Genomic DNA, 15,634 nt, shown 5'->3' with positions numbered 1-15,634 from the left:
TGTTCCATACAATGTAAAGTATTCTATAGATGAAGCGATTTCCCTTTAATATTTTGAAAATTACCTAGCACGAACAATATTGAACGGATTATTTTCGAGTACATGTTGCAGCTCTTCATTTTCTATATGTGTATAGATTTGTGTTGTTGCCACACTTGAGTGACCCAGTATGTGCTGAAGACTTCGAATATCCGCTCCTGATTTATACATCATTGTTGCGGATGTATGACGTAGCTTATGTGGTGTTAGTCGTTCTTTTTGGAGTCCAGATTGTTGATTAATTCGTTTAACGATTTTTGCGACGGTTTGACGTGTAAATCGTGTTCCTTTTTGTGAGATGAAAAGGGGCTCCTCTCCCTCACCTTTAAATGTTGTCTTCCCACTATTTTCATAGTCTGCAAGTGCCTGTACACAGCTATCATTCAAATAAACAGTCCGTTCTTTATTCCCTTTCCCAACAACTGTTAAGTAGCGCCCTTGTATGGATGACTTATTTAACTGACAAAGCTCTGTCACACGAATTCCTAAATTTAAGAAAAATATCATCATACAGTAGTTTCTCGGTGAAGCACGATTTGGCTGGATCCCATCCATAAATTGCGTCGCTTCCTCGATATTCATATAGATTGGTCTTTTCCGTCCTATTTTTGGTGTTTCTAATTCATCTGCCGGATTTTCTTCTATAAGACGACGTTTCCCTCTTAAGTATTTAAAAAATGACTTCAACGTTGCTACTTTACGCGCTCTTGCTGATGCAGAATTTCCACGCTGCACCTCGCAATATTCCATAAATAAATATAGATCTTCTAAAGTCATTTCACGAATTTCTTCTATTGAAATAGTAGAAATATCTATTTTCGTTAAATCTGATAGTTCATGATCATTTTGAATGGCTATGTAAAAACGGAAGAATAATGTCAAATCATATTCATATTCTTTTCTAGTACGTTGAGACTTCCCTTTAATCGTCGTTAAATATACTAGGAAATCTCTCATTATTTTTGGTAGCTTAGGCTTTTCCATAAAATCACCTCTATTTGCTCTATTTTACCACGAAATAAAGTTCCCAAATATAAATTTGGGAACTTTATGGTGAAATATATGATCTTTTTTACCAAACGAAACATACGTTCTTCTTTTAGGCGACAAAAAAAGATGATTCTCTTTATAGAAAGAAAATCACCTTTTTAAAAGTTTTTTTGAAAATTTCACTTTTTAGGTATAAATCTCAAAAAAAATGAATATTTAAATCTAGTGGACCAAATGTGCTCTGAGACGATTCGAAAAAAGAAAAGATGGGTTACTGTACGTGTCGATTCTTCTCACAACGTGCGTGGAATTATTTGGTTTTCCGTCTATTCCAGACGCATATATTAGCTGTAGCGACAGCTAATATTACGTTAAGGCGAAATCTGTTTACTTAACAAAAATACTATACGTCCCATCTACTTGTTTTGCTAAAGACCAATTTGTAGATAGCATACGTTGAAGCTTCTCAATTGTTTCCTCATTACAAGTTAAATATTGGATTCCTGTTTCTAATAATTGATAATCCTTACCTTCTTCTAATTGGAAACGAAGATACAGTAAACGTTGAATGCCTGGCAAAGTTACATATTTGATACGGTAGTTACCATGCAAAGCATCCAAAAATAATTGTTCCCCTTCTTGAAAAAGTGCCATTGTTTCGGAAAATTCATAGTTTGGTACTTTTTCCTGCCAAACTGATAAATCCCCTGTTTGCAATGTACGCACAATCTCCTCATTAGTAAAATCTAATTTCGAAAGCTTGTCTAGCTCATAAGCTTGCATTAAATTAATGATTGTCATTTTTATTTCTCCTTTATATGTATTCATTTTTAGTGTAACACGTTTTCTCTACTACTTAAATTCGAAAGGGCGATCCATATGATGAAGTTTTACGAATCTGGTTTGTTTTTTGATGAAATGTTAGATGGCAATCAACCGAAGCCTCATTATCGGTCTTTCCACCATAAGCTCAATGCATTCACAAAGGACCAATTAGAGGAAAAATATCAGCAAGCTCAGTCTAGATTCCTTAAACAAGGCATTACATTTACCGTATATGGAGCACAAGGTGGAACAGAACGGACAATGCCCTTTGATTTTATACCTATTATTATTCCACATGAACAGTGGCAAGAAATAGAAGCTGGGATGAAGCAACGTGTAAAAGCGTTAAATTGTTTTCTACATGATGTTTACCATGAACAATCAATTTTTGAGGATGGGCTTATTCCGAAAGAGCTCATTGAAAATAATCCGTATTATTATAAAGAAATGCTTGGTGTAAAAGTACCTATCGATAATCATATTTTTTTAGCTGGTATCGATTTGATTCGTGATGAAAATGGTGTTTATTACGTGTTAGAAGATAATTTACGCAATCCTTCAGGTATTTCCTATGTTTTTCAAAATCGATCTGTGATGAAGGAAGTGTATCCTGAATTTTTCTCTAAACATACGATCCAGTCTCTCGACAAACAAATGGCTTTTATGAAAAAGGCACTTCTTGCGCACAGACCGCCTTGTATGGAACCAAATAGAGAACCTAAAGCTGCCCTCTTAACAGCTGGCATGTATAATTCGGCCTATTACGATCATGTTTTTCTAGCACAGCAGCTCAATATTCATCTTGTCGAAGGTCGTGATTTAGTGGTTCGAGATGATAAGGTGTACATGAAGACTATCTACGGTCTTGAACAAATCGATATTATTTATCGTCGAATTGACGATGATTTCCTAGATCCTGTTGTTTTTTGCGAGGATTCTTTACTCGGAGTTCCACATATTATGGAGGCTTATAAAGCTGGAAATATTGCTATTTTAAATGCAGTTGGTAACGGTGTTGCTGATGATAAGGCGATGTATGCCTATGTACCGGATATGATTCGTTACTATTTGAATGAGGAACCTATTTTACGTAATGTAAAAACTTATCATCTAACTGATCATCGTCAGTTAGCTTGGGTTCTTGAGCATATAACAGAGCTTGTTATAAAAAATGTTAGTGCCTCTGGAGGCTATGATATGCTTATTGGTCCGCATGCGAGTGATGAGGAAATCGCTATTTATAAAGAAAAAATTATGGAAAACCCACATCAATACATTGCACAGCCAACGATTAGTCTATCTAGAGCACCAGCTTTCCAGGATGGAAGATTTTATCCTTGTCATGTCGATTTGCGTGTTTATGTGATGAAGGGTGAGGATATTTATGTGCTTCCTGGCGGTTTATCACGTGTAGCATTAAAAGAAGGATCTTTAGTCGTGAATTCTTCACAAGGTGGAGGAGCAAAAGATACGTGGATATTAAAGGAGGAATTGCAATATGCTAAGTCGAGTAGCCGATGCACTATACTGGATGGCACGATATAGTGAACGATCACAATCGAATGCACATATATTACAAATACAGCTGTTGAATATGTTGGAGCAATCTGGCAAAGAAAATGAATACATCGATCATTGGGAAGCGGTGTTGAATATTTGCGCCTCGAAGGAAGAGTATTTGACCCTATATGAGTCGATTCGAGTTAATCCACTTATTGAATATTTACTTTTTTCTACTAATAACTGTAACGCTCTTCATGTTACTTTATGTGCCGTTAGAGAAAATGCGCGTGTAACTCGAGATAGCATTCCCATTGAGCTTTGGGAATTGCAAAATGACTTTTATTTATCCTTACAGCAAGAACTATTGGAACGTGAAAGACCAATTCCACTTATCGTTCTTAACTCTTTTTTACAAAATGTTCGTAAAACTTCATTAACCGTGACAGGGCTTATCGAAGGCTCAATGGATCGAGATGTACCCTTTTATTTCATGCAAGTTGGGAAATGGTTAGAGCGTGCAGAAAAAACGATTCGTATGGCTTTAATTATGCTGGAGCAACATAAGGAAATAGCTATCTCCTTAGTAGAAGCGGACGGTTCGTTTTTACTCGATTTGTCGGAGGCGACGGAGTCTTATTTACAAAAGCATCGCCAAACTAACTTACTATGTGTACTTCAATATTTATTACAAGATAAGCATTTCCCACGTTCAGTGATATTTTGCTTACAAAAATTAGAGGAAGCTTTTATATGTTTAGAAAACAATCCTCTTTCAGCTAGATTTTTAGAGCTTCATGCTCCAATAGAAAATTTATTGTTTGCTATCATGAATGTAGATGTTTGGAATAGTACTTTAGAAGAAACTATTTTATTAATGGAGGAAAAATTGTGTCAATGTATTGATTTAGGCAATACATTTTCAACAATTTATCATTTATATGAACCCAGCGTACAACCTTGAAAGGAATCAACGACAGCTCCCTATCAACAAGCAAGTCAGTAATTCAAAGGAAGCGGACACTATGAAATTTGAAATTCAACATACTAATATTTTTCAATATGAGTCTGAAGTCGATCAAAGCTTAAATACAATCCGCTTAAAGCCAAGAGGCGATGAGCGTCAACGCTTATTATCCTATCGCATTTCCATTACACCTTCATCTTTAACACGTGAGCATACAGATATATGGGGCAATACGGTTGGCACTTTTTATATACCAGAGCAGCATCAAGAACTAGAAATTCAAACGACCTCTATTGTCAGCATTCAACGTGCACCATTTATTCATCGTATTCAATATTCACCAGAGATGCAGACGATTTTTCACTCGCAATTGTTTTATGAGCATTATTTGCCCTATTTAAAGTTTACACAATTTACGTATATGACAGAAAATCAGTTAGTGGAAGTTTATCATGCCATTGGTCATGCTGAAAATCCTGTACTATTTTCATTAAATTTAATGCAATATTTATACTCGACTTTTGAATATGATCCGGGTGCAACCGATGTGACGACGACGGCAAGTGAAGCCTTCGCCCTGAAGCGAGGTGTTTGTCAGGATTTCACGCATGTCATGCTGGCGGTGCTAAGAGCTAAAGGAATTCCAGCGCGCTATGTGAGCGGTTATTTATATGTGGACGAAAACTCCGCCTTAATCGGAGATATTGCAACCCATGCTTGGGTAGAAGTCATGATACCAGGAATCGGTTGGATTGGTTTAGATCCAACTAATAATGTAGAAGTATTAGAACATCACATTATTTTATGCATTGGCCGTGATTATTCCGATATAAGCCCTGTTGAAGGTGTTTATTCAGGTGGAAAGCATAATTTAACTGTTAAAGTGAGTGTCAAAGCATTGAATCATTTGTAATAAGAATGGGTAATGGTTTAAATTAGAACCCCTGATTTTTCTATGCTAAATAGAAGAATCAGGGGTTTTGTTAGGAACTATCTAATATTTTTTCAATAATATTAAGTACTATAAGACTTTTTATACAATACCCATTTCTTTTCCTATTTTTTTCATTTTATTGATAACTGTATCGAGCTGCTCCATTGTATGTGTAGCCATCACTGTAATCCGCAATCGGCTTGACCCTTTTGGCACAGTTGGTGGTCGAATCGCTGGAATAAAGACACCTTCATCCATCAGTTTCTCAGAAAATTGCACAGCTTCATGGGAATCACCAATAAGAAGCGTTATAATTGGCGTTTCCCCCTCATTAACTACAAAACCGGATTCCTCCAATTTTAAACGTAAATACTTAGCGTTATTCAACAATTTTTTCCTTCGTTCGGGCTCATTTTGAATAATGGATATCCCTTCTCGCGCGGCTTCAATCGCACTTGGAGATAAACTTGTTTGGAAAATAAATGATCTAGCTTTATTTAGTAAATAGTTCTTTGCAATTGCCGACGTCGCCACAAAACCACCCTCTGCACCAATCGCTTTACTCAACGTGCCCACTGTAAAATCAATCTCATCTTTCAATCCAAAATAATCAGCAGTACCACGACCATCAGTTCCTAAGACACCTGTCACATGCGCATCATCAATCATTATGTAAGCGTTGTATTCCTTTGCTAACGCAACTATTTCGGGAAGCGGAGCAATATCACCATCCATACTAAAGACGCCATCCGTCACGATTAACTTCTTTCCATCTCCATGTGATTGCTTCAATTTATGTTCTAAATCCACCATATCCGCATGTTCATAAACAATTGTTTTTGCTTGACTAAGACGACAACCATCAATGATACTCGCATGATTCCAGGCATCAGAAAATATAATATCCCCTGCCTTCATCACACTTGAAATCACGCCAATGTTAGCTAAATAACCACTGCTGAAAACAATGGCAGCTTCAGTTTTTTTTAAGACCGCAATTTCAGATTCAAGCTGTTCATGAATATCGAAATTTCCAGTTGTTAATCTCGAACCACCAGCTCCTGTCCCGTATTTACTAATACCTTCAGATGCTTTCTTTTTCAACCGAAAATCTGTTGCGAGACCTAAATAGTTATTAGATGAAAAGAGTAAGAAATTTTTACCATTTATAATTACCTCGCTCTCATTGCCATTTGAAAACGAACGTAACTTCCTTGTCAATCCTTTCTCTTCTATTAATTGTAGTTCCTGTTGAAACCAATGATCCATCTATTAATCCCTCCTAATGAGAACCGGTACGCTTTCTAAATAGTTTATAAAAGATTCTAGTTCTACTTCATCAGACACAAAATAAACACGACCTCCGCTTTCACAGCCCTCCCTTTTTAACGGTGTAATTCTGACATAACCAATGACATGATTACTTACATAGCCAGTCACGTAATCTGGATCATCAGACCAACATAATTCTGCAATTGTAAACGGTGAATTTGCTACTTTCGACGCCAGAGCTAACGCTTCACGTACACGCTCATTAAGGTCCCCAGTAGCACCTTGCCAATCGATTCGTGATACACGTACACCCTTTTGTCCTCGATCGTCAAGCCGTAAGCCAGTTTTACTATTTAGGATGATTGCCCCACGGAGATTTTGGTTATTACTCAGTTGATGAAAGGCAACATCCAGTGCATGCTCCGAAACACCTAATGACGTTAGTATCTTTCTTGCCTCACTACGGGCCTTTTCGATTGAAGCCACTTCAACTGTTGTAATTTCTAATGGTGATATATACTGAATCTGATCAGGTTCAATTTTTTCAACGGTAATTTGAATAAAGTCAGCATCGCCACGTGAATGATTACTTGCTTTCTTCAATAACTGTCTTACAATTGGCTCTATCTGAGATTCACTACTTATCCGTTCACCACCAGATATATGCTTTTCCCCTAGTTCAGTACTTCTTTCAGCCGCACGCATTCGAATGCTATAACACGCTTTTAACATGATGATTACCTGCTACTTTCTTAATAATTGTATGTAACATTTTCGTTATGGGATAAACACTAACAGCTGTGATTACCATACCTGGAATAGCCAAAACTAATAATGGTAAAAATGGAGTCCCTAACGTATAAGCCAAACCAAATCTAGCAATTGTTGTTCCAATTGGGCCTGCCAAAACAAGTACCGGAATTGAAGTCCCAAATAATACAATGACTAGGCCTACAGTCAATCGAAAAATGAATGCGATCTCCACATTTAAGATCGAGTGTATACCTAGTAAAAATAAGATGAAACTTGCAATGATCCCTGCTAGAAAATATCGCTTAAACCCAAACACCGCTGCAATCGCAACTGCTATGGGGGCTGATAATTGAAATTCAGACCCAGGAATACCTGTTGGAATTTTAAACATGCCTGTAATGATAATAAGACATGCTAGCAATGAAATCTGAGCAAGATCATAAGTAGAAAACTTTCGGTACATTTTTTCCTCCATCTTACTTTTTAAATTAACATGTAATAACTTTATGTTATTTCCTCCTATCTCTGATTTACGTTAACTTATTTTTATATTAAGTTAACACAAATCAAGGTTGAAAAGTAGATAAAATGGTAGGATTTTTTTATTATTTGTGAAAATATATTTTGTTACTTATCAAAGGTTTAAATAAAAACCCCTGATTTTTCTACACTAAGCAGAAGAATCAGGGGTTTAATTAAAATCTATTACTTTTTAATCTTCATAAGAGAATGTTTAAAAAAACATCTTCGTTCTTGTCTAACTTATTTTGCGTTTATAAAATAAACTAGATGATCAGTCCATATGTCGTCCTCGAATATGAATCCTTTCCTCGTGCATTCATACATCATTCCAACACTTTCTGCTAACTTTATAGATGCTATATTATCAAGGTTTATATGAGCTTCTATTCGATGATAATTTAATTTTTTAAACGCTAAATCTAAGGCAGCTTTTACAGCCTCTTTCCCATAACCTTTTCTCCAAAAGTGGTTATGAATTGTATATCCGAACCTAGCCCATTGAATTTCTTCCCTCATAATTGTCGAAAAGTCTATAAAGCCAATATGAGTATTATCTTCTTTTCTAAACACTCCAAATACATATACCTTGTCATCTTCAGCCATTTGATAATGTTTAGTAACTAAATCACGATACCATTCTTTCGTACAGATGCTCATATCTAATTTACCTTGATCGTATTTATGTTGAGAAGGTAAACGATTTTCATACTGGGTAAGCCAAGAAGAATAATCACCTTCTTCAAGAAATCGAATAACTAATCTTACTGTTTCAACTCTTATTTTCTTCAATCGAACACCTCATCTAGAATACTTTCTATTCTTATATAGATCATTCGACATAAGGTAATTATTTCCTTCTTTTTAAAATAGTATTTTCTACTTCAAATACCATTTGTCTTAAAGCCATTTTTGTAAGTGCACTATACCCCTCTTTTATTCCCCCAAACAAGGGCATGCAACTGTGGCAGTACTTTGACATCTGTTAATTCCTCATCCTTCATCACTTTATCAATCAGTGCATGATATTTATCTAATAAATGTAGTATTAATCGTGAATTATCAGTCGTCGTGAGATCATCATTACCGACTTGAAGATAAAAAGGAATATTTGGATATCGATGATGAACTTGTTTAGCATACTCGTAATCCTCTTGATTAAAAACGACTATTTTAAGAGATACATGATGATTACTGTTTCGATTTTCAAGTTTTTCGAAGATTTCAGAGAGCATCGAATAGTTTGTCGTCATACCAGAGCTAGGTGGCTTTGGGGAAATTGTCAACTCATCAATCTCATTCATCCATTTTTGCCACCTACTACCTTGTGTTTCTACTCCGACCTTTATGTCATTTTCTTTTAAAATGGCAATGAGCTTCCCCAAATTTTGAATGAGTGCAGGGTTGCCGCCTGAAATCGTGACAAATGAAAAACCGCTGCCTCCGAGACGTTTCAAGTCAGACCAAATCTCTTCAGCTGTCATTTGGACAATAAGATGCTTTCCGCTGCCATCCCACGTAAACGATGAATCACACCAAGAACAGGAATAATCACAGCCGGCCGTTCTCACAAACATTGTCTTTTGGCCAACTACCATTCCCTCACCTTGAATCGTCGGTCCAAAAATCTCGATAACAGGTATCTTACTCAACTTCCATCCACTCCCGTCTCGCTTCTGCATAGCTAGTCGGAGTTTCATACAACCGGATAAACTCAACACGTGCACCGTTATATCTTTGTTCATCAAGCAAGGCCGCAGCCAACTTTTCGTAAATCCAAACAACAATATTTTCTGCCGTCGTATTCATTGGTGGAAGCGTTTCATTTAAATAACGGTGATCCAAATGAATCTCTATCTTTTCTTTCCATATTGCTTTTATTTCACCAAAATCAATCATCAAACCCCGTTCATCAGTGTAACCACTCACTCCTAATATTACGCGATACGTATGACCGTGCAGGTTTTTACATTTCCCCTCATAGTTATGTAAATGATGAGCAGCATCGAAGGTAAATTCTTTACTAACGAGAACGCGCTTTGCATGATAGTTCAATTGATTTCTTTGAATATCTACATCTAGTTTTTGGAGCTTATCGACGATTCTAAAATCTGACATGCCTTATGACTCCTTCCTGTAACTTAAATACTCATCAAGCCCTTTTTTTCGCAGTTTACATGCTGGGCATTCACCACAGCCATCTGCTATTACACCGTTATAGCAAGTTAACGTTCTTTCGCGAACAAATTCAAGTGCTCCAAACTGATCAGCAAGCTCCCATGTTTGTGCCTTATTCAGCCACATCAACGGTGTATCAATGACAAAGGAATCATCCATCGATAAATTTAACGTGACATTCAAGGATTTAATAAACACATCTCGGCAATCCGGATATCCGCTAAAATCCGTTTCACAAACGCCAGTTACAATATGCTTAGCTCCTACTTGGCTCGCTAAAACACCCGCAAATGAAAGGAAGAGAAGATTTCGACCAGGTACAAAAGTCGATGGAAGCTCACCATTTTCTCCGTCTTCTACCTTTATGTCTTGTCGTGTCAATGCATTCGGAGCAAGCTGATTCAGGAGTGACATATCAAGAATGTGATGCTTGACACCGAGCTCTTCTGCTATCGCCCTCGCACATTCAATTTCAAAATGATGCCTTTGACCATAATCAAAAGTAACTGCCTCAACCTCTTGAAAACGTTCTTTTGCCCAGAACAAACAAGTTGTACTGTCCTGACCTCCACTAAATACAACAATTGCTTTTTCCTGTTTCATGTATAAAATCTCCCTTGTTTTAAAAAAACAGCACTATAAGAAAAAGTACTGCTTCTTCTTAGTTTTTTTTAGAGGGTAGCTAAATACCTCTTTTTTGATTGAACTATTCAATTCCGCATGTATCGATAATCAAATCTGACAGTCCTTCTTCATGGCTTCAGCCAGAAATAAAAAAAACCTCCTTGTAAAATGTTTCCCAACACTTTTCAAGAGAGGTATCACCAATCGTTCTATTAAAACATAAGTACAAACATAAAAAAAAGCCACGTCCGATATGGACATGGCATAATTATCATGTTTCCATAGTTTTTTATAGAGGGTATCAGCTATGAACCTCTCCCGTTCTAGTCCGGGCATTCTTTTCTCCAATATAATACAAAAAATAAAACGAAACGTCAAATGTCTTTACTTAAATACTTCTCAGGAAAAACCACTGTTATACTGCCCAAATCCAGACGAAAACTAGTTATACCGTCGAAAGGAATACCGAATATAATACGATTTCTAAATTTAAAAAATCACTTTCATGAGCTAGTACAAAAGTATGTTAACCAACAAAAAAACCGAACTATCCAATAAAACGCTCATGAAGTTTTTCGGAATCGTTCGGTTTTTCTGTTTAAACTATTTAGTTAGACTAGAGATTTTTCGGCTTTATGAAGGAGCCATTTAGTTATGTCCCAGACTCTTATTCATCACGATCAAGTGACTCTTTCACAAATGTAGGAAGTGCGAATGCACCAACATGTAAATCTGTATTGTAATATTTCGTTTTTAGACCAAATTTATCCCAAGCATCAACTTGAATATCTTTAATTGGATGTAATGCTTTTGAAGCAAATCCGAATAGCCAATGTCCAGATGGGTATGTTGGCATATGGAATTGATATACGCTCGCGATTGGGAAAATACCTTTAATTTTTTTATGTGCTTTGCGCATGTTTTCTGCATACTCGGTAAAGTATGGAGATTCATGTTGGTTAATTAAAATTCCTTTTTCATTTAATACACGGTAGCATTCTTTATAAAAAGCTGTTGTAAATAAGCCTTCACCGACTGAAATTGGATCAGTAGAATCTACTAATATTAAATCAAATGACTGATCAGCTGCGTTTTGAACATAAGCTAAACCATCATCGAAAATCATTTCCATACGTGGATCTTCTTCGACACCAGCAGCTGTAATTGGAAGGTATTTTTGGCTCAAACGGAATACTAACTCATCGATTTCTACCATTACTACTTTTTCTACTGATTTGTAACGTAGTACTTCACGAGCAGTACCACCATCACCACCACCGATAATTAAAACCTTTTTTATATCTGGGTTTGTAGCGAATGCTGGGTGCGTAATCATATCGTGATAAACGAACTCATCTTTTTCATTAACCATCATCAAACCGTCTAACGTGAAGAAAGTACCAAACTCTTCACTTTTATAAAAATCGATTTTTTGGAACGGAGATTGTTCACTATGAATCTCTTCGTTGTATCCGATTGAAAATTTACAATTATCGCTCCATTGTTCTGTATACCATTTCATTAAATCACGTCCTCTAATACTTCTTGTTTCACTAGAATTGTATCAATTTCTTGTTCTGCAAATTGGCGAATTTTATCTGCCATTCCACGTGGTACTTCAAATGATTCTGTCTTTTTTGCTTGCAGTTTTTGTTCTAAATATTCTGCTGCCTTCCAAGGACTTACAGAGTCACCACATGTGTAAACATCTACAGAAGCAAATCCGTATTCTGGCCAAGTATGAATCGTTAAATGTGATTCAGCAATAATTACTGCACCCGAAACACCATATGGGTTGAAATGATGGAAGCAAGATTCTACAATTGTTGCCCCAGAATAGTCAGCAGCTTCATTCATAAACTGCTCGATTAATGCGTTTTGCTCAATAATTTCACTTGGGCAACCATAAAATTCAATTAATACGTGTCTTCCTAATGTTGATAATTCAATGCTCATTTAATTGTCTCCCTTACGACTGTAATATAATTTTCTTCTTTCGTTTCGAACAGAACATTCCCAAAATTAAGAAAATAGAAGTTAAATAATTCTACTACTTCCTCTGAAATAACTTCACCAGGGATAATTAGTGGTATTCCTGGTGGATAAATCATTAATGAGTCTGCACTAATTCGACCTACCGCTTCATAGATTAAAATTGTTTCTGTTTCAGCATTACACGCCTGTTGCGGTGTCATTGCTAATTTATTAATTTGATTCGCTGTCACATAAGCTGACTGAATCGCATCTTTTTTTGCGTGATTACGTTCAATATCTTTTAACGCATGTACTAATTTACCGATTGTTTCATTCGTATCAACATGACTAATAACTGCCATAATGACATATCCTTCAGCAAGTTCTAATTGAATGCCATACTGTTGTTTCAATATTGTGTAAACTTCGAAACCAGTTAAACCGAGATCGTTCACACGAATTACAAGTTTCGTCCAATCATAGGATTGATTGAAATTTTGTTGTACATATTCAGCTTTTAGCACTTCATAGCGTGAATTATGTTCAATTTCTTTAATTGCAGCATCAACAATTGACTTTAATTGGCTATAACGTTGTTGTCCAAACAAAGCTAATTCCCTTCGTGCTACATCTAAAGAACTCATTAATAAATAATTTGCACTCGTCGTTTGAAGCATATTTAGTACTTTTTGCAAATGCTTCGAATCGATTCGTTTTTCTTGTAGCAATAGAAGCGAACTTTGTGTTAATGAACCCCCAGTTTTATGCATACTGACTGTTACTGCATCTGCCCCAGCACTAATCGCGTCGTTAGCATCAGGTAAAAATGTTAAATGCGCTCCGTGTGCACTATCAACAATAACTGTTACATTTTGTTCATGTGCGAGCTGACAAATTTCTTGCAGTTCATTCATCGAACCAAAATATGTTGGATACGTTACTAGTAAAGCTTTCGCTTGTGGATTTTCTGCAAGTGCCGCTTTTACATTTTCAACTGAAATTCCGTGTGCAATACCAAAATGTTGATCAACTTCAGGTTGAATAAATACTGGTTTTGCTCCGCTTAATATAATGCCGTTCATAACTGATTTATGGCAGTTACGAGGTACGATCAATGTATCGCCCTGTTTACATGTCGCTAAAATCATCGCCAAAATACCTACAGTAGTTCCATTTACTAAAAAGTAAGTGTAGTCTACATTAAATGCTTGTGCAGCTAATTGTTGAGCTTCTTTAATAACCGATTCCGGGTGACTTAATAAATCAAGCTCCTTCATCGAGTTTACGTCCATTCTTAATGTCATTTCTCCAAGCGTCCATTTTAATGGGTTTTCATGTAGCCCCATTTTATGACCAGGTACATCAAACGGCGTAACATCTTGTTTAGTATAATTGACTAAAGCTTCAAATAATGGCATGCGGTCTTGAGTGGCTAAAAATTCCTCAGTAGCCACTCGATTTTGCACGCATTGCATTATTGTCCCATAGCAACTGTTAAAAGTTGCTCTAATTCTGAAACTTTGTCTGTTTTTTCCCAAGTTACATTTACATCACTACGTCCAAAGTGACCGTAAGCTGCAACTTGTTGATATTGTGGTTTACGTAGATTAAGCATGTTAATAATGCCATTTGGTGTTAAGTCGAATAATTGACGAATCGCTTTTAAAATTTCTTGTTTTGCTACTTTTTCTGTACCAAATGTTTCTAAAGCGATACTAATTGGTTCACTTACACCAATTGCATATGATAATTGGATTTCACATTTATCTGCCAAGCCTGCTGCAACAATATTTTTTGCAACGTATCGCGCTGCGTAAGCCGCTGAACGGTCAACTTTTGTACAGTCTTTACCAGAGAATGCGCCACCACCATGACGAGCTGCGCCGCCATAAGTATCAACAATAATCTTACGTCCTGTTAAACCTGCATCTCCGTGTGGTCCGCCTACTACGAAACGACCAGTAGGATTAATTAAAATGCGGAAGTCTTCATTCATACCAAATTGCTTCGCAACAGCTTTAATTACATTTTCTGTAACGTAATCAATGAATGCTACTTGGTCAAAATCATCATCATGTTGTATTGACATTAAAACAGTATCAATTTTAGGTTGCATACTATCCGTATAGTCAATTGTTACTTGTGATTTCATATCAGGACGAGCCCATTTGAATTGACCATTTTTACGTAATTCAGTTGCACGTTTTACAAGCATATGTGCCATTTCAATTGCTAAAGGCATATAATTTTCAGTCTCATTCGTCGCAAAACCGAACATAATACCTTGGTCACCTGCACCCACTTCTTTTGTATCGCTTGAAGAATCAACACCCATTGCGATATCAGGAGATTGCGTGTGTACTAAAACTTGTACATTACAGTTGTGACCATCAATACCGAACTTATCATCTGTGTAACCAATGCCGATTAGGGTATTACGGGCAATTTTTTCGATATCTAGTTCTGCTTTTGTAGTGATCTCTCCACCAACAATTACTGTGTTTGTAGTTGTGAATACTTCACATGCCACACGTGATAGCGGATCTTGCGATAATGCTGCATCTAATACTGCATCTGAGATTTGGTCTGCAATTTTATCTGGATGTCCTTCCGATACAGACTCCGATGTGAATAATACTTTTTCTGACAATTTTAACTACCCCTAACAATTATAGATTTTTAGGGCATAAAAAAAAGCTCACCCAATTTTAAGGAAAGCTTCGAATACTATCAGCTGCTGTTCCTCTTATTGTTCACAAAAGTTAATTTTGTGCTCAGGTTCGGCCCACTGGATTCAATTCATGATGAACTAAATTGTTTGGCCACCGTATCTTCGACCCCTCGTCTCAACGGTTATTAATAAGAGCTATATTATTATGCTGAGACTCATATTAAGTCATAAACTTTTGAGTGTCAATTTATTTTTTAATATTTTTTTATAATTAATCGCTATGAAAATTATTTCATTTACCCTTTTAAACCAAAAAATACTAAGTGTAACATTTTGCAAACGATTAATATTTATTATAAAAAGTGAATAAAAATACATATAAAGGTTT

General features: G+C 36.2%; 16 protein-coding genes and 1 riboswitch. Of the genes, 3 read left to right on the top strand and 13 right to left on the bottom strand.

Translation table 11 applies throughout. The features are described 5' to 3' along the window. Window positions 1–60: 60 nt before the first annotated feature. Together ABE34_RS04665 and ABE34_RS04660 are read right to left on the bottom strand one after the other, a co-directional pair. The gene (locus ABE34_RS04665) at window positions 61–1,023 is read right to left on the bottom strand and encodes a tyrosine recombinase XerC (protein WP_197140807.1); all 963 of its coding nucleotides are present in this window, start codon (window positions 1,021–1,023) and stop codon (window positions 61–63) included. Between the two features lie 393 nt (window positions 1,024–1,416). Then, on the bottom strand, window positions 1,417–1,830 hold the full coding sequence (locus ABE34_RS04660) for a hypothetical protein (protein ID WP_197140806.1): 414 nt from the start codon (window positions 1,828–1,830) through the stop codon (window positions 1,417–1,419). A 78-nt stretch (window positions 1,831–1,908) separates the two neighbouring features. Between ABE34_RS04660 and ABE34_RS04655 the strand changes: the two genes are divergently transcribed. From ABE34_RS04655 to ABE34_RS04645, 3 genes are all read left to right on the top strand, one after another. Continuing rightward, on the top strand, window positions 1,909–3,399 hold the full coding sequence (locus tag ABE34_RS04655; protein ID WP_197140804.1) for a circularly permuted type 2 ATP-grasp protein: 1,491 nt from the start codon (window positions 1,909–1,911) through the stop codon (window positions 3,397–3,399). Then, window positions 3,353–4,318 (top strand): alpha-E domain-containing protein, encoded by a 966-nt coding sequence (locus tag ABE34_RS04650; RefSeq protein ID WP_197140803.1) that lies wholly within the window; start codon window positions 3,353–3,355, stop codon window positions 4,316–4,318. Before ABE34_RS04655 ends, ABE34_RS04650 begins: the two co-directional genes overlap by 47 nt. Window positions 4,319–4,379: 61 nt before the next feature. Beyond that, a complete protein-coding gene (locus ABE34_RS04645; protein ID WP_197140802.1) occupies window positions 4,380–5,234 on the top strand; it encodes a transglutaminase family protein in 855 nt (284 codons plus the stop codon). A gap of 120 nt (window positions 5,235–5,354) precedes the next feature. Here the strand turns inward: ABE34_RS04645 and bioF are convergent, their stop codons facing one another. The 11 genes from bioF to metK form a co-directional block, all read right to left on the bottom strand. Next, a complete protein-coding gene (gene bioF, locus ABE34_RS04640) occupies window positions 5,355–6,524 on the bottom strand; it encodes an 8-amino-7-oxononanoate synthase (protein WP_197140801.1) in 1,170 nt (389 codons plus the stop codon). Window positions 6,525–6,527: 3 nt separating this feature from the next. Next, entirely contained in the window at window positions 6,528–7,259 is a 732-nt protein-coding gene (bioW, locus tag ABE34_RS04635) for a 6-carboxyhexanoate--CoA ligase (protein WP_197140799.1), read from the bottom strand. Next, window positions 7,240–7,743: a hypothetical protein gene (locus ABE34_RS04630; protein ID WP_197140798.1), complete on the bottom strand. Its 504-nt coding sequence runs from the start codon at window positions 7,741–7,743 to the stop codon at window positions 7,240–7,242. Before ABE34_RS04630 ends, bioW begins: the two co-directional genes overlap by 20 nt. A gap of 299 nt (window positions 7,744–8,042) precedes the next feature. Beyond that, window positions 8,043–8,591, bottom strand: a complete 549-nt coding sequence (locus tag ABE34_RS04625; RefSeq protein WP_197140796.1) for a GNAT family N-acetyltransferase — start codon at window positions 8,589–8,591, stop codon at window positions 8,043–8,045. 131 nt (window positions 8,592–8,722) lie between these two features. Then, on the bottom strand, window positions 8,723–9,451 hold the full coding sequence (queE, locus tag ABE34_RS04620; protein ID WP_197140795.1) for a 7-carboxy-7-deazaguanine synthase QueE: 729 nt from the start codon (window positions 9,449–9,451) through the stop codon (window positions 8,723–8,725). Then, on the bottom strand, window positions 9,444–9,917 hold the full coding sequence (gene queD, locus ABE34_RS04615; protein ID WP_197140794.1) for a 6-carboxytetrahydropterin synthase QueD: 474 nt from the start codon (window positions 9,915–9,917) through the stop codon (window positions 9,444–9,446). Before queD ends, queE begins: the two co-directional genes overlap by 8 nt. Window positions 9,918–9,920: 3 nt before the next feature. Beyond that, entirely contained in the window at window positions 9,921–10,580 is a 660-nt protein-coding gene (gene queC / locus ABE34_RS04610) for a 7-cyano-7-deazaguanine synthase QueC (protein WP_197140793.1), read from the bottom strand. Window positions 10,581–10,876: 296 nt separating this feature from the next. Continuing rightward, window positions 10,877–10,923: riboswitch (PreQ1 riboswitch) on the bottom strand. A 345-nt stretch (window positions 10,924–11,268) separates the two neighbouring features. Continuing rightward, entirely contained in the window at window positions 11,269–12,123 is an 855-nt protein-coding gene (speE, locus tag ABE34_RS04605) for a polyamine aminopropyltransferase (RefSeq protein ID WP_197140792.1), read from the bottom strand. Next, window positions 12,123–12,557, bottom strand: coding sequence for an adenosylmethionine decarboxylase (gene speD, locus ABE34_RS04600; protein WP_082172725.1), 435 nt, complete (start codon window positions 12,555–12,557; stop codon window positions 12,123–12,125). Before speD ends, speE begins: the two co-directional genes overlap by 1 nt. Next, window positions 12,554–14,050: an aminotransferase class I/II-fold pyridoxal phosphate-dependent enzyme gene (locus ABE34_RS04595; protein WP_197140791.1), complete on the bottom strand. Its 1,497-nt coding sequence runs from the start codon at window positions 14,048–14,050 to the stop codon at window positions 12,554–12,556. Before ABE34_RS04595 ends, speD begins: the two co-directional genes overlap by 4 nt. Further along, window positions 14,050–15,225, bottom strand: a complete 1,176-nt coding sequence (gene metK, locus ABE34_RS04590) for a methionine adenosyltransferase (protein ID WP_197140790.1) — start codon at window positions 15,223–15,225, stop codon at window positions 14,050–14,052. Before metK ends, ABE34_RS04595 begins: the two co-directional genes overlap by 1 nt. Window positions 15,226–15,634 lie beyond the last annotated feature (409 nt).

Source organism: Lysinibacillus sphaericus (genome assembly GCF_015844675.1).
GTDB classification, from domain to species: Bacteria; Bacillota; Bacilli; order Bacillales_A; family Planococcaceae; genus Lysinibacillus; species Lysinibacillus sphaericus_E.
This window is presented reverse-complemented; position numbering and strand designations above follow the sequence as displayed.